The organism is Nonomuraea sp. NPDC001699, from assembly GCF_053596455.1.
The window spans coordinates 1-22231 of record NZ_JBSFGF010000006.1 but is presented as its reverse complement, the minus strand read 5'-3'; the positions used below and the strand labels follow the sequence as shown (position 1 = coordinate 22231).

The window sequence follows — 22231 nt, the reverse complement described above, 5'->3', positions numbered from 1 at the left end:
CGGGTAGCGCCGCGCGACGAGGCTGCCGGTCAGGAGCGCATGAAGAGCCGGAACTGGAGCATCAGCGACAGCCGCTCGTCGTGGTTGTCCAGGCTCATCCCGGAGACCTCCGCGACCCGCTTCAGGCGGTAGCGGAACGTGTTGGGGTGGACGTGCAGCGACGCTGACGCGGCGATGTTGTCGCCGAAGTGGTCCAGCCACGCGCGCAGTGTCGGCACCAGGTACCCGTGGCGCTCGTCCTGCTCGACGAGGCGGGCGAGCGGCCCGCTGAGGCCCATCCCCCGCGCCGACACCAGGTCGGCCATCTCCATCATGAGCAACTCGTACGCGTGCTCGACCGTCGAGCAGACGCGGTCGCCCTGCTGCGCGCTGCGGGCCAGCCGCAGCGCGCGGTCGGCCTCCTCCCGGGCCCGCGGGAGGGCGTAGGCGTCGGGCGCGACGGCGCTGACCCCGATCACCGCGGCGGACCGCCGCCCTACCCGGGCGAGGAAGTCCTTCGCCATCCGCTGACCGCGGTCCGAGTGCGGGTCGGCGGCAGGGGGCAGCGGAACGATCCCGTACACGATGTCGCCTACCAGCGCGGCGGAGGCGCCCGGCTGGACGGTGCCGAGGTGCATGTCGAACGCGTCACCGATGCGCAGCAGCTCGGCCGCGCGGTCGCCGCGCAGGCGTGCGGGCTCGTCCTCGCCGTCCGGGAGCGCGACCGCGAGCACCAGCATCGGGCGGTGGGGCAGGCCCAGCCGGGCCGCGACCTCCTCCGCCTCCGGGCCGCCGGCCAGGACCTGGGCGGTGAGGTCCGAACGCATTCGGCGCTCCACGTTGGCGTTCGCGCGGTGGCTCAGCAGGTGCACGGCGACCGTGCCCTGCAGCTCGCGGAAGGCCTGCATCCGCTCGTCCGAGAGCGGACCGGGGACCGCGGCCCACACCGAGCCCAGGATCTCGTCGTCGGCCCGGATGCCCAGCACGACGCGGGGCATCGTGAAACCGCCGTACCCGCTCTCGGGCGGATCGACGAAGAGCGGCTCCTGGGTGCGGTACAACTGGCGGAAGATGCCGCGCTCGGTGAGATCCTGCGTGGCCCAGGGCGTGACCTGGCGGTTGAGGATCGCGCCGATGCGCGACGGGTCCGCCTCCTCCTGCCGGATCGAGAAGGCGAGCACCCGGGAGTCCCGGTCCTCGACCGTGACCGGCGCGTCGAGGATCTCGGCGATGGCGTTCGCCAGGGCGAACAGGTCGCCGGTCGGGACGCCACCGAGCGGCGCCGCGAGCGCGGGGCCGGACGAGCCGTTCACCAGCGGCGCGAGGGTCGCGGCGAGCTGGATCCAGGAGTTCTCGTTGCCAAGCGCGAGCACCGGCACGACGGTCCGCGGGCCGGTCAGCGAGGCGACGACGCTCTCGTGGACGATGAGCGCGCCGCCCTGGCGTGCCACCCGCTCGCTGAGGGCGGTGAGCTGCTCACCAGCCTGGACCCCGACGGCAAGAACCAGGGGGCGCCGCGACCAGGCGACCTGGTCGGCCGGGTCGAAGATCACCAGGCCGTCGACGATCCGGTCTAGGTCCTGGCCGTCGAACGCCGGGCGGAGCAGGGTGTGGCCGGCGTCCTCCAGGATCCGGGCCAGCGTGATCGACGGTCCGTCTGCCACGACGGATGCTTCCGGCTGTTCCGGGCGCTCCACAACCGTGATTCTAGCCACGGCCGATTTGCCCGATCTTGTTCCACGGCACTATCGGCCTGCTCGATCTGGTGCGGCAGCACCATCTTCATGGGGCTTCGGGTTCACTGCGGGATGAGCGGTAGCGGTCGCCGCTGTCTATGAGGCCGCCGAATATCACGCTCCACACCCCGCACCCAGACTCGGTATGAATCACTACAGACGAGACGCCGATTCTTCAGCGGCCTCCTATAGAGGCAGCCACTCGGTGTGAACTGTTGCCGCGGCGAGGGCTTCGGGGTCGGGGGTGACGCCCAGGCCTGGGCCTTCCGGGACTGACATGTAGCCGTCGCTGAGTTCGAGGGGTGGGGTGATGTCCTGGTGGTAGAAGCGCGACGAGGCGGAGATGTCACCTGGTAGCCGCATGCCGGGCAGGGCGGCCAGGGCGGCGTTCGCGGCGCGGCCCAGGCCGGTCTCGACCATGCCGCCGCACCAGACCGGGACGTCGTGGGCTTGGCAGAGGTCGTGCACGCGCCGGGCCTCGAGGTAGCCGCCCACCCGGCCGGCCTTGATGTTGACGACACGGCACGCGCCCAGTCTGATCGCGTCGGCCGCGGCCCGGGCGGAGGTGATCGACTCGTCCAGGCAGATGGGGGTTCGCAGGTGGCGGGCCAGCTCGGCGTGGCCCAGCACGTTCTCCTCGGCCATCGGCTGCTCGATGAGCAGCAGGCCGAAATCGTCCAGTTTCCGGAGTTGGTCGACGTCGGCGAGCGTGTACGCCGCGTTCGCGTCGACCTGCAACGGGATGTCGCCGAACGCGTCCCGGATCGCGCGCACCGCCGCGACGTCCCAGCCTGGCTCGATCTTGAGTTTGATCCGCCGGTATCCGTCGGCCAGGTAGGCGCCGACCGCGGTGACCAGCTCGTCGAGGGTGTCCATGATGCCGACCGAGACGCCCGCCGGCACCGACGTGTGGACGGCGCCGAGCGCGCGGCTCAGCGGCATCCCCAGACCCCGTAGCTCGGCGTCCCAGACCGCCATCTCAAGCGCCGCCTTGCTCATCCGGTGCCCGCGGAAGCGATCCAGCGCGGCGCTGACGAGGTTGACGTCGATGGCGGGCAGGTCGCGCAGCGCGGGCACGAGGAAGTCGCGCAGCGTGATCATCGCCGCGCCGACGTACTCCGAGGCGTACAGCGGGTGCTGCGCGGCGACACACTCGCCCCAGCCCTCGGCGTCGGCGGTGACGGCGCGGAGGATCAGCACGTCTTTGGTCGTCTGGGTGCCGAAGGAGGTGCGGAACGGCGACACCAGGGGCAGCCGGAGCCGCCGCATCTCGATGCCTTCCAGCGCGGATACCTTACCCATCAGGGTCACCTCAGTCCTCGGTCCGGTTCAGGGGGATGTTGGCGTACGCCGGGCCGGCGTCGCCGACCGTCAGCACCTCGCCGGTCGCGGACAGGTAGCGTCCCGGGCCGGCGGCGGTGAGCTGCAGGGTGATCGGGTCATCGAGGGAGCCCCCACTGGGCAGGTCGATCACGGCGTGGTCCCCGTCCTGCCGCAGGCGGTACGGCGCCATCGGCACCTCCCCGACCCGGGATTCGTAGTCGCCGGCCAGGCCGGGTTCGAGCGTCGACGGGCCGAGCTCGGGCACGGCGGTCCGGTACCGCACATCGCCGGTGACGGCGTCGAGCTGGTAACGGACGTGCCCGGCCGCGTCGCGCAGGAACACGGACCGGCCGTCGACGCCGTGAAGTTCGCCGTCGCGGGCGACGATGTCCCGGATGTCGCCAAGGCGCCCGACGTACCGGCCGGCCGCGTCCTGCGGGTAAGGCGAAACCGCCGCCGGGGGTGGGGTGGCCTGCGAGCCGTGGCCGTCCGCGAGCCGCCGGACGATGTCGGCCGCCAGCTCGTTCTGCAGGTCGTGGTCCACGGAGTTGGTGAGCACCGCACCGCCGATGCCGAGGTCCGGCAGCCAGAACACCTGGCAGAGGAAGCCGAAGCCGGCCCCGCCGTGGTGCAGCACCCGGACCCCGGGCGCCCAGCGGTCGACGTAGAGCCCCAGCCCGTACCCCTGGGTCTGCTCCTCGGTCAGCCTCGGGAAGTCCAGGTGTTGCCGGGCCAACTCGGGCCGTAGGACGCCGTCGCCCTCGCGCAACTGGAATCGCAGGTAGCGCAGTACATCCGCCACGCTGGTGTAGAGACCGCCCGACGGCACCATCGGCACTCGCCGGGGCACGTCGCGGCCCGCGCGGGCGAACGTACGGGAGTGCCCGAGCGTCCGGTCCTCCTCGCCGTCGAAGGCGCCGAAGTCGAACGTCGACCGGGTGAGACCGAGCGGCTCGAACAGCCGCCCGCGCATGAACTCGGCGAACGTCTCCCCCGCCGCAGTGGCCACCACCTGGCCGGCAAGGTCGATCCCGAGGTTGGAGTACTCGTGGTGGTGGCCGACGGGGAACCGCAGCCAGGTCTCGGAGATGCTGGCGAGGTGCTCCTCGAACGTGGCGTCGCCGACCTCGTAGTTGGACCCGACCGGCGCCTCGTGGGTGAAGCCGGCGGTGTGGGTCAGCAGGTGGCGCAGGGTGATCCGGCGTTCGGGCCGCTCCTCGAAGTCGCTGTGTACGGTGAAGTCCGGCAGGTGGCGCAGGATCGGCTGGTCGAGGTCGACCAGGCCCTCCTGCACGGCCAGCAGCACGCCGGTCGCGGTGACCAGCTTCGACGTCGACTGGACGCTGAACATGGTGCGGACGCCGATGCCGCTGCCGAATCCCTCGGCCCACAGGACGCCGTCGGCATCACACAGCCCTACGGCGACCCCCGGAATCCCCCGCGACCTCGCTTCGCGGGGAACGGCTTCGGAGAGGTACGCGATGAGCTCATCGACCCGTGACATGACCCGCCCCTTCTTCGGTACGACCCCGCGCCGTCGACGATCCGGCCAGGACCGCCTCGTATCCGGCCGGATCGGTGACCCCTTCGGTGTCGAAGAGGACGAGCGTGGATCTGGGCCGCAGCAGCGAACCCGCCCGCGAGTCGAGCCGCAGCCGCCGGAGACCGGCCAGACCGGCCGCGCCGCTCTCGCTGGTCGCGACGCCGAGCGCGGCGAGGTCGCGGACGGCCGCGGCCACCTCGAGGTCGGAGACCCGGGTGGCGGCACGGACGCCCCGCTGCAGCGCCGGCCATGCCACCAGCGAGACCTCGCCGCAGTTGAGCCCCGCCATCGTGGACTCGTGCGGTCCCGGCACCGTCACCCGTTCCCGGGCCGCCAGGGACTGCCACAGGCAGTCGGCCGCAGCCGGCTCGGCGGTGACGACGCTGCACGACCCGCTCGCGAGGCTGCGGACCGCGGCCGAGGCGAACGCGCCCACACCCACCGGGACGAGCGCCAGGTCGATCGACGCGTCCGAGCCGAGCGCCGCGGCGAGCTGGCGCCGGGTCTCGGCGAAGATCGTCGAGTAACCGGCGGCCACGGCCTCGGGGATCCGGGTGTACCCGGGCCACGACGTGTCCGAGACGAGCAGCTCGTGCCGGCCGTCGGACCGGTCCCGCTCCGCGCTCTCGGCCGACCGGCGAACGGCGTCGTCGTACGATCCGGCGACCACCTCGACCTCGGCGCCCTCACCGCGGATCGCATCGACGCGTGCCTCGGCCATGTCCGCGGGCACGAAGATCCGGCTGTTCAGGCCCAGCCGGCGCGCCAGGTACGCGACGGCGCGGCCGTGGTTGCCGTCCGTGGCGGTCGACAGGACGATCGAGGCGCGCAGGGCGCCGGCCGCCTCGGCGAGCGCGTCGAACGTCGGGAAGGGCACGCGGCCGATGTGACCGGCGATCGCCACGCTGACGGCCCAGCTCGCACCGACGACCTTGAACGACGGCAGGCCGAGGCGCTCGACCTCGTGCTTGACGAGCACGTGCGCGACGCCGACCTGGTCGGCGATCGCCGGCGCCGGCACCAGCGCGGACTCGGCGAATCCCGGGATCGATCGGTGAAAGTGCTCGATCGCGTCCGGAGGGCGTTCCGCCCAGCCGTCGAGGGCCGACCACGCCGGATTCCACAGGACGTTACTCTCGAAGTGCGCCATCTCAGTCCCCAGTTCCCCTTTTCTCATCGATGGCCGAGCCAGCCACAATCCGGCGCGCGCGCTCGACGACCGGGGCGTCGACCATGACGCCCCCGACGGCGACCGCACCCTGCCCGGCCGCCGCGATCACCTCGCGCGCCCAGGACACCTCCTCCGGCGACGGCGCGAAGGCGGCCCGGATCGCGCCGACCTGGACCGGATGGACTGCGAGCTTGCCCGCGTAGCCCTCGCGGCGCGCTCGCCCGGCGTCGGCGAACGTGGCGTCGTAGTCCCGCAGCGCCATGGTCACCCCGTCCACCGGCGCGGGCTTCCCAGCCGCGCGGGACTCCAGAGCCAGCCGGCTCCGGACCTGCCTGACGACGTCGGACTCCTGCTCGCAGCCGAGATCGAGGGCGAGGTCGACAGTGCCCAGCATGAGCCGCTCCACCCGCTCGACGGCGAGCATCTCGGCGACTCGCCCGACGCCGACGGCGGACTCGACGAGGGCCGCCGACGGCACCGGGAGCAGGTCGCACACGCGTTGCAGGTCCGCCGCCGACTCGGCCTTGGGCACGACCACGCCCCGCAGGCCCGCACAGCCGACCAGCGCGCGCAGATCGTCCGCGTGCCACGGTGATCCTGCCGGGTTCACCCGTACCCAGGCGGATCCGCCGGCGGCGAGCCAGCCCGCGACGTGGTCCCGGGCCGCCGGCTTGGCAGTCAGCGCCACGGCGTCCTCCAGATCGCAGATGATCTGGTCGGCGGCGCTCGCGGCCTTCGCGAAGCGCTCAGGGCGGTCGCCCGGGACGAAGAGCCAGGCCGGGCCTCGTACGGTGCTCATGCGACCAGCGCCGCGAAGGTCCAGTCGAGGACGGCTCCGCGACCGGCCACCGACGTCTGGGTGTTGAGCACGGCGATCGCGGTGCCGTCCCGGTAGGGGGTGACGCCCCGCACCGTGACGCGGCTGCGCACCGTGTCGCCTTCGAAGACGGGTGCGACGTGATCGCATGCGAACCACTCGGTCACGATCACCAGCCCCGGGACCATCCGGCAGGTCTGGCTGAGCGCGAGCCCGATCGTGTGCCCGCCGTAGACGAGCCGACGGCCGCCGGCGGCCTCCGCGTCGTGGTGCACCGCCGCGATGTTGACGGTGAGCCGCGCCAGTTCCGGCGCGCTCGAGACGACGTCGCCGGCCGCCAGCTCGAAGGTGTCGCCAGCCGCAGGCGGACCGCCGGGCGAGGGCTCCAGCGGCTTGAGCGACCACTGCGCGAGCCAGTCGGGGGCCGTCGCCACGTCCGGCACGGACGGTGCGGTGAAAAGGCCGTCGACGTGGGGGCCCGCCTCCGGGGCCGGTCCGGACCCGTCGCGGCAGGGCAGCAGCGCGCACCGGTCGAAAGCGAGGATGACACGTCCGGTCTGGTCCCGGGTCACGATGCTCAGCACCGCCTTGCCGCGCTCGGGCCGGTCGGGCCGGGACCGGACCCGGCGGAGAGCGACGACCTCGGTCGAGGTGACGAGGGTGTCGCCGAGGTACGGCGTCGCCCGCGGCCGCAGCCCCCGGTAGAAGAGGTTCGCCACCACCTGGCGGGTCACGACGCTCGACTGGCCGACGGCCACGTCCCAGACCACGCCGGGATACGCGAGGCCGGGACGTCCGGTGACCCGCTCGGCGAGCGTCTCGTCGAGGCAGAGCCGGAGCCGGTCGCCGAGGATCGCCCGGTGCTGGGCATGGAGCCCGGCATCCAGCGTGACGGCCGGCGCGGTGAAGGTGTCGCCGACGGCGAGATCGTCGAACCAGGGACCGTCCACGACGCTCATGCGCCCTCCTCCAGTGCCGGCGCGCCGGCGGTCAGGTAGCGGGTGAGCAGGCGCACCCCGCGGCCGTTGGCGCCTGCGGCCCACCGGGCGTCGGCGGCCGGGCGCATCACCGTGAGCCCGAGGTCGAGATGCGCCCACGGCACGCCGGACGCGAACGGCTCCAGGTACAGCGCCGCGGTGATGGCGCCGTACGGCTGGGGCGCGTCCGGGTCGAAGTTCCGGGTGTCCGCCACGTCGGAGGCGAGGGTGGCCCGGTAGGGCTCCCACATCGGCATCGCCCACCCGGGCTCACCGGCCGCGCCGCCGGCGGCCAGCACCCGCGCCAGCAGGGCGTCGTCGGTGCCGAAACCGGCCCACATGTCGGGGCCGAGGCCGGTGACCGAGGTCAGCGTCGCCAGGTCGACGATCGCGGCAGGGCCGGCCTCCACGGCGTACGCCATGGCGTCCGCGACCACGAGCCGTCCCTCGCAGTCGGCGTTGGTCACCTCGACGGTCCGGCCACCGCGATGGCGCAGGACGTCCCCGATCCGGACCGCGTACGGGCCCGGCATGTTCTCGGCACACGGCAGATAGGCCCGCACCGGCGCGTCGGAGCCCAGGCGGGCCAGCGCGACGAAGGCGCCGAGAACGGCGGCGGCGCCGGCCATGTCCGCCTTCATGGTGAGCATGCCCCGGGTGGGCTTGAGCGACAGGCCGCCCGCGTCGAAGGTGATGCCCTTGCCGACGAGCGCCGTGTGCGGGCCGTCGCCTCCGCGTCGCAGCTCGATCAGGCACGGCGGATGCACGCTTCCCCGGCCCACGCCGGCGATGCCGCCGAATTGCTCGCGCTCCAGCATCGCGGCGTCGTGTACGCGTACCTCGAACCCGAGCGCCTCGCCGAGTTCCTGGCACACGGTCGCCAGCCGCGCCGGGACGAGTTGGCCGGGCGGCGTGTTGGTCAGATCCCGAGCGAGGTTGGCGGCCGCGCCGAGCGCGACCCCTTCCCGTACGGCATGCTCCGGTCCCCCGTGCCGACGCGGACCGGGGTCGAGCCGGGCGAGCAGGTCGGCGACGGTCCAGTCGGGGCGGTATCGGTACGTGCCGAGGGTCCAGCCCTCCGCCGCGGCGACCGCGCAATCCGGGTCGGCCGCCCAGCACCCGATCGCGTCGAGCACCGCCGGCGCGGATCCGCAGTGCCGGGCCGCCGCCATCGCGGCCGCCCGCACGTGGTCGAACGCCAGACCCGGCCGGGGATCACCGACGGTCACGTAGACGAGGTCGGGGCCGTCGAGTATGGGGACCCGGGCCACGTCGCCGGGCTCGGCCGGGCCGAGGCGAGCCCCGATCGCGTGCACGTCAACATCAACGCCGGCCTCCGCGAGGAAGCCGGCCACCGGGGCCGGCACCGCCCCATCGGTCCCGACCGGCACGACGACCACGTCCGCCACCCGTTCCGTCACCTGGTCCTCCTGAACACGCGGGCCGCCCGCTGCGACCCGTCTCGTTTGAGCAAGCTAACCGGCGGCGCCGGCCGCCGTCGGTGTCGAACACCCAACCTCGGGACCGCCTTTCATGTCGGGCCACAAGAGTCGCCACCGCACCCGATGAAACGTTGACGGCGCCGTCCAAAGCGCCGGAGGAAAACCCATGAACGCACCGTCCGTCAGCTCCCGCTCCCGGGTCGCCGGCGTCGTCGCGGCGTCGGTCCGGATGATCCGCTGCGAGTCACCCTCCACCGACCTCGCCGCGGTCGCCCGCAGCGCCGACTGCGTCGCGCGGGTCGGCGAAGAGATCCTGGGCCGCCCCGCCGAGCCGATCGTCACCGCCGGCCGCACCCACCTGCGCTGGCGGTGGGGAAAGGAACCACCTCGCGTGCTCGTGCTGGGCCACCACGACACCGTCTGGCCGCTGGGCACGATCGACACGATCCCCTGCACGGCCGGCGACCGGATCCGCGGGCCCGGGTGCCTGGACATGAAGGTGGGCCTCGCCCTCGCCTTCCACGCCATCGCCGCGCTCGACGACCCATCCGGGGTCACCCTGCTGGTCACCGGTGACGAGGAGCTCGGCTCTCCGACCTCCCGCGAGCTGATCGAGGATGAGGCCAGGGGCTGCGCTGCGGCCCTGGTACTGGAGGCCGGCGACGACTCCGGCGCCCTGAAGACCGAACGCAAGGGCCGTGCCCACTACGAGCTGACCTTCGCCGGACGCGCGGCCCACGCCGGCCTGGAACCGCACCTGGGCGCGAACGCGCTGATCACACTGGGCGCCGCCGTCGGCGCCGTCGCCGCGCTGGCCGACGACGCGGCGGGGACCAGCGTGACGCCGACGATGGCTTCCGCCGGTACGGCCGTCAACACGGTGCCGGACCGGGCCACGTTGACGATCGACGTTCGCGCCCGGACCGCCGAGGAGCTGCGGCGGGTCGACACCGCGATCCGCGGCCTGGCGCCGGCGAACGGTGACGTCACCATCGAGATGGAGGGTGGCATCGACCGTCCGCCGCTCGATGCCACGATGACGGCCGGGCTGTTCGAGCGGGCCCGCGCCGTGGCGGATCGGCTGGGCATCGGCCCGCTCGCCGGCGTCGCGGTCGGCGGCGGATCGGACGGCAACCTCACGGCCGCTGCCGGGGTGCCGACCCTGGACGGCCTGGGCGCGGTGGGCGGCGGGGCGCACGCCCGCCACGAGTGGGTCGACGTGGCTCGGCTCGGCGACCGTCTCGCCCTGCTGACCGGGCTGCTCGCCGACCTGCTCGGCGAGGCCGGGCGATGACGCCGGAGCACGGAGTGTCAGTCCGCGAGGCGGCCGGGCTCGCCGACCTCGAGGCGATCGCCGCCCTCTTCAACCGGGTCTGGGACGGCGCGCCCGACTCCAGCCAGATCACCGTCGCGTTGCTGCGCGCCTTCAGCATGACCGGCAACTACGTCGCCGTCGCATTCGTCGGGGAGCATCTGGCCGGCGCCGCGGTCGGGTTCCTCGCGCCGCACAACGGATCCCTGCACAGCCACATCACCGGGGTGGAGGCGAAGTACCGCGGCCGGCAGATCGGCTACCTGCTCAAGTGCCACCAGCGCGACTGGGCGCTGGGCCGCGGCATCGGCTCGATCACCTGGACGTTCGACCCCCTGGTCCGTCGCAACGCGTACTTCAACCTGGTCAAGCTCGGCGCCCGGGCGACGGACTACCTGCCCGACTGCTACGGCCCGATGCACGACGGGCTCAACCGCGGCGAGGCCAGCGACCGGCTGTTCGTCGAGTGGGACCTGCTCTCCCCCGCCGCCGCCGGGCCGCCCGAGGGCGACCATCGGCCGCTGATCACGGTCCGCGACGACGCGCTCCGGGTGGTGCCGTGGACGGGCGGGCCCGCCTTCGTCCCGGTCCCCGAGGACATCGAACGGTTCCGGGTCGAGAACCCCCTCCTCGCGCGGGCCTGGCGTGCCCACGTACGGGACGTGCTGGCCGGGGCCCTGGCCGACGGCGCCGAGATCGCCGCCTTCGACCGGCGGCACGGCTACCTGATCACCTACCCAGCCAAGACAGGAGAACGATGAAAGACCACCCGGACGTCGTGACGATCTGCTCCGACCTCATCGCGATCGACACCAGCAACTACGGCAAGGCGGGCAGCAAGGGCGAACTGGCCGCGGCCGAGTACGTCGCCAGTCTCCTGCGCGGGGCGGGATACGACCCCGAAATCATCGAGTCCGCGCCGACCCGGGCCAACGTCGTTCTCCGGGTCCCCGGCGCCGACCGGTTGCTGCCCGGCCTGCTCGTCCACGGGCATCTCGACGTCGTCCCCGCCGAGCCGGAGCGGTGGACGGTGGCGCCGTTCGAGGGCCGGGTGGCGGACGGGTACGTGTGGGGCCGCGGCGCCACCGACATGAAGGATACGGTCGCGATGATGCTCGCCACCCTGCTGCGGTGGGCGGCCGACGCGACCGGACCACGACGCGACGTGGTCTTCGCCTTCGTCGCGGACGAGGAGGAGGACGGCGCCCTCGGCGCCGAATGGCTGGTACGCAACCGACCCGAGCTCTTCGCCGGGGTCACCACCGCCGTCGGCGAGTCGGGCGGACGGCCCGTGCCGGTACGGGCGCCCGACGGGACGGTACGGCGGTTCTACCCGATCGCTGTCGCCGAGCGCGGCTCCCTCCACATGCGCGTCCGCGCGACCGGTACGGAGGGCCACGGGTCACGCCCGAACCCGGACAACCCCGTCGCCCGCCTGGTGACCGGCCTGGCCCGGATCTCGGCGCACCGGTGGCCGCTGGTGCTGACGCCACCGGTGCGCCGGCTGCTCGACACCGCCGTGCGGACCCTCGGCCTCGACGCCGACCTCTCCTCCGACGAGGGCGTCGAGGCCGTCCTCGACCGGATCGGGCCGCTGCGCGAGTACGTCGAGCCGTCGCTGCGCTGCTCGACGAACGTCACCGTGCTCGACGCGGGCTACAAGTTCAACGTGGTACCAGGCGAGGCGCACGCCGAGATCGACGTACGCTCGCTGCCCGGCACCGAGGACGAACAGCTCGCCATCATCGACGAGTTGCTGGGACCGTCCATCACCCGGTCATTCCTGTCCTACCGCCCCGCGATCGGGGCCGGCTGGGACAACGCCTGGTACGACGCGATGGCCGCGTCGGTCCTGCGCCACGACCCGGACGGCGTGATCGTCCCGTTCTGCATGGGCGGTGGCACCGACGCCAAGCCGTTCGCCGAACTGGGGCTGGCGGGCTTCGGCTTCGCCCCGCTCGGTGAGGACCCCGACGGCCGCACACCAGCCGGCATGCACGGCGTCGACGAACGCGTGCCGATCGCGTCCCTGCGCAGCGGCCTCGACGTGCTGGACGACTTCCTGCGCACGGTATGACCCGCTACGGCGCCGCGAACGCCCTGCCGTGGGACCGGTTGCATCCCCGCCTGACCCGCCGGGCCGCCTGGCTGGACCACGGCGACCCGCCCGTGCTGGAAGGCACGCTGATCCGGCTCACGGTGCGGCACCCGCCCCGGGCGACCGTGACCCGAAACCGTTGTGGCTGCGGTCGTCCCGCACCGGCGTCTGTCCGTCTCATGGGGACAACCTCTGGCAGGCGTTCCTGCGCAGGTTCGACCTTTCGTGTCGGGGCCGGTGAGGCCGAGCAGAACCCGGAGCGGCGGGGAACCCGCGGCTGATGATTTCGCCGGGGCGCTGCGGCGGGTCCGCTCCTACAGCCTGCCGCGCGAGCACCGGCGCCTCCAGGAGTTCGGGCAGTCATCGTTCATCGGCCAGATCCTCATCGTGGAGCGCGAGGCCCTGCCGGAGCGGGCCACGGTCGTGCTCGTGCGTGAGCCGATCGGGTTCTGAGCGCGCAAGCCGTCCGGGTGCACCCGGATGTCCCCGACGCCCGGCTACATATATCCGATATAGCTAGTAGGAAATGTTGACTTTAGGTGAGCGTCGCCGTAGTTTCGTGGTCATGAGCCCCCCGACCAGGCGTCCGAGGCGGTGACCTCGCCCACCTCGACGGCCGCCCCCTCGACCGCCGTTCCCGACGGCGGACCGGCGTCCGTCACCCGGCGATGGCGGCCGGCGACCCGCAGGACCATGGTGCGCGTGCTCGCCGGGGCCGCGCTCCTCGGCCTGTGGCAGCTCGCCGCGGCCGCGGCGGCCAATCCCTCTTTCATCCCCTCTCCCGGTGCCGTGTGGGAGCAGTTCCTGCGGTTGTCCACGACGCACGACGGCATCCGCGGTTACAGCGGCAGCCTGCTCGTCGAGCACTTGGGCATCAGCCTGCGGCGCATCCTCATCGGATCCGCGATCGGTGTGGCCGGCGGGCTCGTCGTGGGCGTCGTGCTCGGCACCGTGCCGTGGATCCGCGTCGTGGCCGAGCCGGTGGTCACCTTCGTGCGGGCGCTGCCGCCGCTGGCGTACTTCAGCCTGCTCATCATCTGGTTCGGCATCGACGAGACGCCCAAGCTGTGGCTGCTGGCGATCGCGGCGCTGCCACCGGTCGCGGTGGCCACCGCCACCGCCGTGCACGGCGCGCCGTCCCACCTGGTCGAGGCGGCCAGGGCACTGGGCGCCTCGCGGCGGGACGTCATCCGGGACGTGGTGCTGCCCAACGCGCTGCCGGAGATCTTCACCGGCGTCCGCCTGGCCGTCGGCATCGCGTACTCGTCCGTGGTCGCCGCTGAGACGGTCAACGGCGTGCCCGGCATCGGCGGCATGGTCCGGGACGCCCAGCGTTACCTGCAGACCGACGTCGTGGTGCTGGGGCTGCTGGCCATCGGACTGTCAGGCCTGCTCATCGACGGCCTGCTGCGGGTCGCGGAGAAACGGCTCATCCCCTGGCGGGGCCGCTCGTGACCCGCCGCACGTCCCTCGTGAGGAAGCCGCCATGCGTCTGAGATTCCTGCTGTCTTTCGTGTTGATCGCGGTCCTGGCCGCCTGCGGTGATGGCACCGCGTCCCGGGGAGGCGGTGGCGGCGCGGCGGCCAACCGCATCCGCCTCGCCTACCAGGCCTTCCCCAGCGGCGACCTCATCGTCAAGAACAAGAGGTGGCTGGAGGAGGCGCTGCCCGGTTACCAGATCCAGTGGACGAAGTTCGACTCGGGCGCCAGCATCAACACCGCCTTCGTGGCCGGCAGCGTGGACATCGCCGCCATCGGCTCCAGCCCGGTGGCCCGCGGGCTGTCGGCCCCGCTGAACATCCCGTACCAGGTGGCGTTCGTGCTCGACGTGGCAGGTGACAACGAGGCCCTGGTCGTCAGGAACGACAGCGGCGTGTCGGCGATCGAGGGCCTGCGCGGCAAGAAGGTCGCCACGTCGTTCGCCTCGACCTCCCATTACAGCCTGCTGGCCGCGCTCGGCCAGGCGGGCGTGCGCGAGTCGGAGCTGACCATCGTCGACCTCGAACCGCAGGACATCCTTGCCTCCTGGACGCGCGGCGACATCGACGCCGCCTACACCTGGCTGCCCACCCTGAAGGAGCTGAAGAAGAACGGCAAGGTCCTGATCGCCAGCCGGGAACTGGCCACGGCCGGCAAGCCCACGCTTGACCTCGGAGTGGTGTCCACCGCGTTCCTCAAGGCGCATCCAGACGCGGTGGACGCCTGGCGCAAGGCCGAGGCGAGGGCCCTGCAGCTCATCGCCGACAACCGCGCCGAGGCCGCCGCCGCCGTCGCCGCCGAGCTCAACCTCACCAAGGAGGACGCCGGGGACCAGCTCACCCAGGGCGTCTTCCTCAAGCCCGCCGACCTGGCCTCCCCCGAGTGGCTCGGCACCCCCGAGCGGCCCGGCGCCCTGGCCGAGAACCTCGTCAGCGCCGCGCAGTTCCTCAAGGACCAGCAGAAGATCGAAGCCGTACCCGACCTGGCGACCGTGCGGAACGCCGTCTACAACAAGGGGCTGCCCGATGTCCTCACCCCTTGAGGCCGGCACGCAGACCGCTGTCCACGTCAAGGATGTCGTGCACGTGTACGGGACGGGCACGGACATCGTGACCGCGCTCGGCCCGATCTCGCTCGACGTCCCCCGCGGCTCGTTCCTCGTGATCGTCGGAGCGTCCGGCTGCGGCAAAAGCACGCTGCTGCGCCTGATCGCCGGCTTCGAGCGGCCCAGCGGCGGCGTCGTCCGTACCGCCGGAGCCGCGCCGGTGCCCGGCACCGGCGCCGGGATCGTGTTCCAGCAGCCCCGGCTGTTCCCCTGGAAGAGCGTGGGCGGCAACGTGGAGCTGGCCCTGCGCTACGCGGGCGTCCCCCGCGAGGAGCGCGCCCGCCGGGTGCCAGAGCTCCTGGAACGGGTCGGCCTGCACGACGTGGCCCGCCGCCGGACCTGGCAGCTGTCCGGCGGTCAGCAGCAGCGCGTGGCCATCGCCAGGGCGCTGGCGGGCGACGATCCGCTGCTGCTGCTCGACGAGCCGTTCGCGTCCCTGGACGCGCTCACCCGCGAGCGGCTGCAGGAGGACCTGCGCCGGGTCAGCGAGCAGACGGGCCGCACCTCCGTGTTCGTCACCCACAGCGTCGAAGAGGCCGTCTTCCTCGGCAGCCGCGTCGTCGTGCTGACCAGCAGGCCCGGCCAGATCGCCCTCGACCTCGACATCCCCCTGCCCCGCACCGGCCTGGAGCCCGACGAACTCCGCGCCCTCCCCGAGTACACGGCCCTGCGTGCCACCGTCAGCCACGCCGTCCGCGAGGCCGCCGGATGACCACCACAGAACAGGAGCGCACATGTCCACACCCCTGGCCGCCACGCTCACCCTGCGCCCGCTCGGACCACACTTCGGCGCCCGGATAGAAGGGCTCGACCTGGCGACCGCCGACGACGAGGAGCTGGCCGCGGTACGAGCCGCCCTCGTCGAGTGGAAGGCACTGTTCTTCTCCGGCCAGAGCCTCGACGAGGACGGCCAGGTCGCCCTGGGCCGCCGCCTCGGCGAGTTGACCGCCTCCCACCCCGTCGTCGGCGGCGTGGACGAGACGCACCCGGAGATCTACGAGCTCGACAGCGCCGACAACGGCTTCGCCGACGTCTGGCACACCGACGTCACCTTCATGCCGCGCCCGCCGCTCGGCTCGATCCTGCGCGCCGTGGTGCTGCCGCCCACCGGCGGGGACACGAGCTGGGCCGACAGCCAGCTCGCCTACGACTCACTGGCCGCACCCGTACGGGAACTGGCCGACCAGCTCACCGCGGTGCACGACGGCAACCGCGAGTTCGGCTACTACCTGGCCCAGCGGCGCGGCGGCAAGGGCAGCGTCTGGGAGGGCGAGGTCGTCACCCGGCTGGACCCGGTGGAGCACCCCGTCGTCCGCGTCCACCCCGAGACCGGGCGCAAGGGCCTCTTCGTCAACCCCGGCTTCACCTCGCACGTCGTCGGCGTCTCCGAGGCTGAGAGCCGTCACATCCTCGACCTGCTCTACACCCACCTGACGAAGCCGGAGCACATCATCCGCCACCGCTGGCGCCTCGGCGACGTGGCCATGTGGGACAACCGCAGCACCGCCCACTACGCCAACCGCGACTACGGCACCGCCCGCCGGGTCATGCACCGCATCACGCTGCGTGGCGACCGGCCGTTCGGACCGTCGTCCCCCCGCTGAAGGGAACGGCCCGTCCCTGCCTGCCGGAGGCGGTGGACGGGCCGGCCTCGCCGCTGGGTGCCAGTACTCCATTCACGGTCGTGAGCTGCGGGTTTGTCTCGGCTTCCTGGTCGGAGCAGTGGCCTGGGTCAGGCATGCTCCGGGCTCGTGACGCCACGTCTCTTCTCCATGATCTTCTGCCGCAGAATGGGTTGGCTGACGCTGCCGGCCCGTAGCGACGCGTCCAAGAACATGGAGATCCTCGTCCTGCGGCACGAAGTCACCGTGCTGCGCCGCCAGGTCCACCGTCCAAGGCCGTCATGGGTGGACCGAGCAGTGCTGTCCACCCTCGCCGACCTGCAAGCGCTACTCGACCGCTTCACCGACACCTACAACCACCACCGCCCGCACCGGTCCCTGCCACACCGCGCCACCCCGGCCGCGACCTACGCCACCTCGCCCAAGGCCCTGCCCGACGGCAGCCGCGACGCCGACACCCACGCACGCGTACGCCACGACCGCATCGACCCCTCCGGCGTGGTCACCCTGCGCGTCAACGGCCGACTGCACCACATCGGCATCGGACGAACCCACGCCCGAACCCACGTCATCCTCCTGATCGACAACCTGCACATCCACGTCGCCAACGCCGTCACCGGAGAACTGCTACGCGAGCTGACCCTCGACCCCGCCCGCGACTACCAGCCCCAGGCAAACCCGAACAAGACGAAACCCCCGAACCCGTAGGTTCGAGGGTTTCCGATGTCCCGAGACATCACAATTGCGCGCCCTGCAGGATTCGAACCTGCGACCGTCGGATTAGAAGCGCGGTGCCGCTTGATGGCAGTTCATGCCGCCTCAGCGCGCTTTGCATGTCGGGCAATGCCGGGTTCCGACGGCACGTTACGGGGCGCACGAGCACGCACCGAGCACGCCCGCGACCATCCTGCCGACCACGACAGGCCATCGTCTCTCACATCAGGTCGAAACTTTGGCAGACAGCCTCGGCTGCAGCCTTCACAGACCACTCATATGCGGCTTGAACCGCGTGGATGGAGTTTTCGGCAGCCGCAGAACCGATCATCTCGGCGGCCGACATGGGAGGGGGTGGCCGTGCGTCACCATGCTGCGGTCACGGTCGACCGCCATGGAGACCCTCACCGGCGAATGCCATTTCCCGAAGCGCCGCGACCTGGACAGGTCGACCGCTTCGTGCTCCTTCGGAGTGCGCCGGCAGAAGTCGCCGTAGTCGTCGTCACCGAACGTGGCGGCCGGCGACGTGCGCAGACCCGGCCGACTCGTCGCGGTGGTCGCCCGTCTGCGTAGCCGCCAGTGTTCGTGCACCTATCCTTGCTTGCATGGGTGACGTACTGAAGGGGCGAGGTTGCGCGTGGGAGTTCGAGGACGGTGGGCTGCGCATCACGCCTGAGCCGGGTAAGGCGTCGAAACTGAGCATGGAGCTCGGAGAACGGTTCGTGCCGTACGACGCGCTGGCCGATGTCATGCTGGAGCCTGGTGCACGCGGCAGGGTGGTGTTGCGGGTGGTTCCCCGGGAGGGAGCCGATCCGGTCATGTCCGCGGCAACGGGGCAGCTCCAGGAGTCGCTCGATCCGTACCGGCTGGTGCTGCCCGCCGCCACGAAGACGCTGGCCGACCAGTATGCCAACGAGGTGCGCGCGGCCCTGTCCCAGCGCGGTCCGGCTGAGCGGTTCCTGATCGCCGGTCCTTCGGTACCGCGTCGTTTCAAGGCATGGGACGGTGAGGCCGCCTTCGACGGGCAGGCCGTCACCTTCACCTGGTTCGCGTCCGCAGCTTCCCCGGCCAAGTACACGGCAGGTGACCGGCGTTACCCGATCACCGAGATCGAGGGCGTCGACTGGCATGCGCTGGAGGAGGCTCGCGGGTCATTGCGGCTGCGCATCCGTGGGCACCAGGCCCTCTCCAACCCCAACAACGATCCCGCCTCCGTGGTGTTCGGCATTGGCTGGGGAGCCACGCATCACTCCCTGCCCTTCGCCGCCGCCGTGCTGGCCGCCGTACAAGCTCCCATGATCGAACAGGTCACGGCGGAAGGCTGAACTGCTGTCCCGTATGTGATTGTTGTGCGCGTTGGCGCCTTGGAACTCACGGCACCCGACGGCACGCTTTCGTCCGGGAAGAACCGCACCATCAGCACGGCATCCGCTCGGAAAGAGTTTTGCTGCGTGATCAGGGCAGCGACTGCGACCATCGCGAGGTGTGCCGCTCGAATATTGAGTTTCGTGGGCTGAGCTGTGATTAAGCGGCGTGGTGGTATTCGCTCATCACGCCTGCGACGACGAGCCTTCGGCGGATGGATCGCAGGCCATTGGCTGTGAAAACCTCTCAAAGGGCGACGGTGAAGAGCGGGGCCCGATCGTGGATCAAGAATCGTAGCCTGGCGATGCGCTCCCCAGATCCATGACCAAGTTGCGGGCCTGCTGCACCGTCCACGCCCCAGTCGGATGCGCGGTCACCCCTGTCCGGTGCCAGAACTGATTGCAGCGGGTCTAACCTGGACTTCCAGGCTTGCCTCTCGTGCTGTTTCGCCTTCTGCATCTGCTGGTGGTCAGGGTGTTCGGCTGGCTGGTGCCGCTCGCACGCGGCAGTGCCTCCAAAGAGGTGGAGATCTTGGTGTTGCGGCATGAGGTCGCGGGGCTGCATCGCCAGGTCCCCCAGCCCAGACCGGACTGGGCCGATCGGGCGCTGCTGGCCGCGCCGGCAAGACTGTTACCCGCTCGTCTTCGACCGCATCGCAGCGTAACGCCCGGCACGCTGCTGGCCTGGCATCGCAGGCTGGTCAAGAAGAAGTGGACCTACCCCGCCAAACAGGGCCGGCCCCCGATCGCTGAAGAGATCCGCGATCTGATCGTCCGATTGGCTCGGGAGAGCCTGCACGTGTTGTTCGTCATGGAGATCGAAACACGGCGCGTGCACATCCTCGGTGCCACGGCAAATCCAACCGGCGCCTGGACGGCGCAGCAGGCACGCAATCTGCTGATGGGACTGGGCGAGCGAGCCGACAGGTTCCGGTTCCCGATCCGGGACAGGGACGGCAAGTTCGGCAGAGCATTCGACGAGGTGCTCATCGGCGCGGACGTGCGCGTCCTGAAGATTCCGCCGCGCTCGCCACGGGCGAACACGTTCGCCGAGTGATCGACATGACCGCCCGTATCCACCATCGAAGGACTGTCACCGGACTGATCAGCGAGTACCACAGAGCAGCCTGACCGCCTTGCAGATGCCCAGCTCAGCAACAGCATCGGCGTTTTGGCACCGCACAGGCGCTCGAAAGCCACTCAGAGCCGATCCGTTGCGGATCGACGCGTCCTCAGCGGCGCACCTGTTCGTTCATGATGAGGAACGCGCCCAGCCCGTGGAAGTCGTTGACCGGCCTGGCCCGGCCGAAGTAATAGCTCAGGGAGTCGCTCGCGTTGGTCCCCTCGCTGATGTCCGCGATGTTGGTCCGGCCGTCGCCGCCCACCGACAGCGTGGCCAGCACACCCTGGTATCCGCGGTCGGCGTTGACCTGGTAGGAGGCGTCCACGTACCCGCGTTCGACCGACTTGGAGATCGTGTACGTGTACATCGCCGAGCAGGACGTCTCGGTCCAGTTGGCGGCGTTCGACGGCTCGGTGACCACCTGCCACCAGCGGCCGGTCGCCGGATCCTGCCAGCGAGCGTAGGCGGGGACCAGGTCGCGCAGGATGCCGACGAGCGCCGCCCGGCGCGGATGGGTGGCCGGGACGAGGTCCAGCACGTCGACGACGGCCATGCCGAACCAGCCCATCGCCCGGCACCAGGAGACGCCGTTCGTGTTGCCGATCGACGGTTTGACCCACGGCGCGGTCAGGCCGCCGGGCTCGTCGTAGGCGTGGTACAGCAGTCCGGCCGCCGTCCCGTCCGTTCGACGCAGGTGACTCCAGTACACCTCGAGCTGCCTGGCCGGTTCCGCGCCGGTGAAGGAGTCGGCCTCGACCCAGGATCCGTATCTGGCCAGGAACGGGTCGACCATGTACACGCCGTCGCCCCAGAGCTGTCCCTGACGTGAGTCGGAGGTCGAGTGCCACCAGCCGCCGTCGGAGGTGCGCGGGTAGGTGTTCAACCTGGTTCTGATCTTGGCGGCGGCGGTCCGGTAACGGGCCTGGCCGGTCTCCCGGTACAGGGCCAGCAGGACGTTGCCCGCCTGCATGCTGTCCAGATTGTTGAAGCTCTGGGAGATGCCGCCGGAGGCGTCCACGAACCGGTCGGCCCAGTCCTTGATGTAGCTCAGGTAGCGAGGTTCGCCGGTGCGCCGCCACACCAGGTATTGGGCCCAAAGGTACAGGCCGCGGGTGTAGCTCCAGCCGCCCAGCGTGCCCGGCGTGTACCTGGCCATGGTCGAGTCGACCACGGCGCGGGACCAGTCAATGGTCGGGGCGTCGTCGTCCACTGTCAGCGAGTCGAGGTTCGGCCCGCCCGCTGCGGTGGCGGCGGCGGCCCGTACAGTGTTCGTGCCCGCGTCGAGCGAGGCCCGGACGGTCGCGGTCCGCCAAGTCGTCCAGGCGCCGGTGCCGGGAAACGACTGGGACACGGCGACGCCGTTGACCGTGATGGTCATCGACCGGTCGGTGGTCGTGCCGTTGGCGAAGCGGAAGACCAGGGCATGCGCCCCACTCTCCACGGCACTGACCTGGAACTCCACGGACGAGCCCACGGCGTTGTCGTAGTTGACGAACCCGGTCCCGGTGTACCCGGCGTGGTCGGAGTCGACCGTCCCTTGCGAGATCGTCGCGTCCTCCGCCTCGTACAGGGTGGCGGTGAGGGCCACGGCCGCGGGGACGGGCGGGATGAGCAGTAATCCTGTCGCGACGAGAGCGACCGCACGATGTCGGTTTCTGAGCGGCATGATCTTGTCCTCCTGTCGAACGGCGGCGAGCACAGGTCCGATCTCATGCCTGCTTCACCCATACATCTCCGGCAAATATCTGTCCACATCCGTTTGCACATCGGATGTATCGCGGCAACCCTCGCCGCGTGAGTTAGGAAACTTTCCTAAAATTGGATCGTTCCAAGATCGTTTATCTGTTGACGCGTGTGACTCCTTGTGGGAACACGATGAAGAGCCGCTAACCCCTCAGGAGCCACCCGATGAACCTGTGGAAGTCCCGGTTGTGCGTCCTCGCGCTGGTCGCGGGCATGCTGGCCGTACCCGCCGGTCCCGCCGGCGCCGCGCCCACCCGGTACGAGGCCGAGAACGCGACGGTCTCGCAGGGGGCCGTCGAGTCCAACCACACCGGCTACTCGGGCAGCGGCTTCGTGAACGGCGACAACGTCGCCGGCGCCTACACCGAGTGGACCGTCGACGCGCCCGCCGCCGGCACCGCCACCCTGTCCCTGCGTTACGCCAACGGCACCACCGCCGACCGGCCCAGCGACATCGCCGTCAACGGCTCGGTGGTGGCCGCGGCCCGGGCGTTCGCGCCCACCGCGAACTGGGACACCTGGGCCACCGTCACCCTCACCGCCCAGGTCAACGCGGGCGCCAACACGATCAGGGCCACCGCCGCCACGGCCGGCGGCAACCCCAACTGGGACTACCTGGACGCCGACGTCCAGGTCAGCGGCTTCACCGACCACCAGGCCGAGACGGCCACGATCGTCCAGGG

20 protein-coding genes are annotated in these 22231 nt (G+C 71.3%); 12 read left to right on the top strand and 8 right to left on the bottom strand.

Annotated features, from left to right (window positions below):
• Positions 1-29: 29 nt before the first annotated feature.
• The 7 genes from ACWCSU_RS19495 to ACWCSU_RS19465 all read right to left on the bottom strand — a co-directional run bounded on the left by ACWCSU_RS19495 (position 30) and on the right by ACWCSU_RS19465 (position 8967).
• A complete protein-coding gene (locus ACWCSU_RS19495; protein ID WP_364101076.1) occupies positions 30-1643 on the bottom strand; it encodes a PucR family transcriptional regulator in 1614 nt (537 codons plus the stop codon).
• A 258-nt stretch (positions 1644-1901) separates the two neighbouring features.
• Complete coding sequence (menC, locus tag ACWCSU_RS19490; protein WP_357700137.1) at positions 1902-3017, bottom strand: o-succinylbenzoate synthase; 1116 nt, start codon at positions 3015-3017, stop codon at positions 1902-1904.
• Between the two features lie 10 nt (positions 3018-3027).
• Positions 3028-4542 (bottom strand): serine hydrolase domain-containing protein, encoded by a 1515-nt coding sequence (locus tag ACWCSU_RS19485; RefSeq protein WP_449936436.1) that lies wholly within the window; start codon positions 4540-4542, stop codon positions 3028-3030.
• A complete protein-coding gene (locus ACWCSU_RS19480; protein WP_357700133.1) occupies positions 4526-5731 on the bottom strand; it encodes a pyridoxal-phosphate dependent enzyme in 1206 nt (401 codons plus the stop codon). Before ACWCSU_RS19480 ends, ACWCSU_RS19485 begins: the two co-directional genes overlap by 17 nt.
• A gap of 1 nt (position 5732) precedes the next feature.
• On the bottom strand, positions 5733-6551 hold the full coding sequence (locus tag ACWCSU_RS19475) for an HpcH/HpaI aldolase/citrate lyase family protein (protein ID WP_449936434.1): 819 nt from the start codon (positions 6549-6551) through the stop codon (positions 5733-5735).
• Positions 6548-7528 carry a MaoC family dehydratase gene (locus ACWCSU_RS19470; protein WP_449936433.1) on the bottom strand — a complete coding sequence of 327 codons (981 nt, stop codon included), beginning with the start codon at positions 7526-7528 and terminating at the stop codon, positions 6548-6550. The genes ACWCSU_RS19475 and ACWCSU_RS19470 overlap by 4 nt, the downstream gene beginning before the upstream one ends.
• Positions 7525-8967 carry a leucyl aminopeptidase family protein gene (locus ACWCSU_RS19465; protein ID WP_449936432.1) on the bottom strand — a complete coding sequence of 481 codons (1443 nt, stop codon included), beginning with the start codon at positions 8965-8967 and terminating at the stop codon, positions 7525-7527. Before ACWCSU_RS19465 ends, ACWCSU_RS19470 begins: the two co-directional genes overlap by 4 nt.
• Positions 8968-9154: 187 nt before the next feature.
• Here ACWCSU_RS19465 and ACWCSU_RS19460 point away from each other — a divergent pair, with 187 nt between their 5' ends.
• The 11 genes from ACWCSU_RS19460 (at position 9155) to ACWCSU_RS19410 (ending at position 19739) form a co-directional block, all read left to right on the top strand.
• Positions 9155-10282: a M20/M25/M40 family metallo-hydrolase gene (locus tag ACWCSU_RS19460; RefSeq protein WP_357700125.1), complete on the top strand. Its 1128-nt coding sequence runs from the start codon at positions 9155-9157 to the stop codon at positions 10280-10282.
• 14 nt (positions 10283-10296) lie between these two features.
• The gene (locus tag ACWCSU_RS19455) at positions 10297-11061 is read left to right on the top strand and encodes a GNAT family N-acetyltransferase (protein ID WP_449936430.1); all 765 of its coding nucleotides are present in this window, start codon (positions 10297-10299) and stop codon (positions 11059-11061) included.
• Positions 11058-12377, top strand: a complete 1320-nt coding sequence (locus ACWCSU_RS19450) for a M20/M25/M40 family metallo-hydrolase (protein WP_357700121.1) — start codon at positions 11058-11060, stop codon at positions 12375-12377. Before ACWCSU_RS19455 ends, ACWCSU_RS19450 begins: the two co-directional genes overlap by 4 nt.
• 258 nt (positions 12378-12635) lie before the next feature.
• The gene (locus ACWCSU_RS19445) at positions 12636-12851 is read left to right on the top strand and encodes a hypothetical protein (protein WP_449936428.1); all 216 of its coding nucleotides are present in this window, start codon (positions 12636-12638) and stop codon (positions 12849-12851) included.
• A gap of 141 nt (positions 12852-12992) precedes the next feature.
• The gene (locus ACWCSU_RS19440; RefSeq protein WP_357700116.1) at positions 12993-13853 is read left to right on the top strand and encodes an ABC transporter permease; all 861 of its coding nucleotides are present in this window, start codon (positions 12993-12995) and stop codon (positions 13851-13853) included.
• 31 nt (positions 13854-13884) lie between these two features.
• Positions 13885-14919, top strand: a complete 1035-nt coding sequence (locus ACWCSU_RS19435; RefSeq protein ID WP_449936426.1) for a taurine ABC transporter substrate-binding protein — start codon at positions 13885-13887, stop codon at positions 14917-14919.
• Positions 14903-15694 (top strand): ABC transporter ATP-binding protein, encoded by a 792-nt coding sequence (locus tag ACWCSU_RS19430; protein WP_449936425.1) that lies wholly within the window; start codon positions 14903-14905, stop codon positions 15692-15694. Before ACWCSU_RS19435 ends, ACWCSU_RS19430 begins: the two co-directional genes overlap by 17 nt.
• 22 nt (positions 15695-15716) lie before the next feature.
• On the top strand, positions 15717-16586 hold the full coding sequence (locus ACWCSU_RS19425) for a TauD/TfdA dioxygenase family protein (RefSeq protein WP_449936423.1): 870 nt from the start codon (positions 15717-15719) through the stop codon (positions 16584-16586).
• A gap of 147 nt (positions 16587-16733) precedes the next feature.
• A complete protein-coding gene (locus ACWCSU_RS19420) occupies positions 16734-17312 on the top strand; it encodes an integrase core domain-containing protein (RefSeq protein ID WP_449936421.1) in 579 nt (192 codons plus the stop codon).
• 611 nt (positions 17313-17923) lie between these two features.
• Positions 17924-18643: a DUF4429 domain-containing protein gene (locus ACWCSU_RS19415; RefSeq protein WP_449936420.1), complete on the top strand. Its 720-nt coding sequence runs from the start codon at positions 17924-17926 to the stop codon at positions 18641-18643.
• Positions 18644-19112: 469 nt separating this feature from the next.
• A complete protein-coding gene (locus ACWCSU_RS19410; protein WP_449936419.1) occupies positions 19113-19739 on the top strand; it encodes a hypothetical protein in 627 nt (208 codons plus the stop codon).
• A 175-nt stretch (positions 19740-19914) separates the two neighbouring features.
• On the opposite strand, the gene ACWCSU_RS19405 is transcribed toward ACWCSU_RS19410, so the two are convergent.
• Positions 19915-21471, bottom strand: a complete 1557-nt coding sequence (locus tag ACWCSU_RS19405) for a glycoside hydrolase family 88 protein (RefSeq protein WP_449936418.1) — start codon at positions 21469-21471, stop codon at positions 19915-19917.
• 242 nt (positions 21472-21713) lie between these two features.
• Here ACWCSU_RS19405 and ACWCSU_RS19400 point away from each other — a divergent pair.
• Positions 21714-22231, top strand: a 518-nt coding sequence (locus tag ACWCSU_RS19400; protein ID WP_449936417.1) for a CBM35 domain-containing protein, incomplete at its 3' end; no start/stop codon positions are given.

Excerpts from the sequence above, each read along its gene's own strand:
- menC (WP_357700137.1), bottom strand. The coding sequence starts at position 3,017 with ATGGGTAAGGTATCCGCGCTGGAAGGCATCGAGATGCGGCGGCTCCGG.
- ACWCSU_RS19430 (WP_449936425.1), top strand. The coding sequence starts at position 14,903 with ATGTCCTCACCCCTTGAGGCCGGCACGCAGACCGCTGTCCACGTCAAG.
- ACWCSU_RS19435 (WP_449936426.1), top strand. The coding sequence starts at position 13,885 with ATGCGTCTGAGATTCCTGCTGTCTTTCGTGTTGATCGCGGTCCTGGCC.
- ACWCSU_RS19425 (WP_449936423.1), top strand. The coding sequence starts at position 15,717 with ATGTCCACACCCCTGGCCGCCACGCTCACCCTGCGCCCGCTCGGACCA.
- ACWCSU_RS19460 (WP_357700125.1), top strand. The coding sequence starts at position 9,155 with ATGAACGCACCGTCCGTCAGCTCCCGCTCCCGGGTCGCCGGCGTCGTC.
- ACWCSU_RS19480 (WP_357700133.1), bottom strand. The coding sequence starts at position 5,731 with ATGGCGCACTTCGAGAGTAACGTCCTGTGGAATCCGGCGTGGTCGGCC.
- ACWCSU_RS19485 (WP_449936436.1), bottom strand. The coding sequence starts at position 4,542 with ATGTCACGGGTCGATGAGCTCATCGCGTACCTCTCCGAAGCCGTTCCC.
- ACWCSU_RS19450 (WP_357700121.1), top strand. The coding sequence starts at position 11,058 with ATGAAAGACCACCCGGACGTCGTGACGATCTGCTCCGACCTCATCGCG.
- ACWCSU_RS19415 (WP_449936420.1), top strand. The coding sequence starts at position 17,924 with ATGGGTGACGTACTGAAGGGGCGAGGTTGCGCGTGGGAGTTCGAGGAC.
- ACWCSU_RS19470 (WP_449936433.1), bottom strand. The coding sequence starts at position 7,528 with ATGAGCGTCGTGGACGGTCCCTGGTTCGACGATCTCGCCGTCGGCGAC.
- ACWCSU_RS19475 (WP_449936434.1), bottom strand. The coding sequence starts at position 6,551 with ATGAGCACCGTACGAGGCCCGGCCTGGCTCTTCGTCCCGGGCGACCGC.
- ACWCSU_RS19405 (WP_449936418.1), bottom strand. The coding sequence starts at position 21,471 with ATGCCGCTCAGAAACCGACATCGTGCGGTCGCTCTCGTCGCGACAGGA.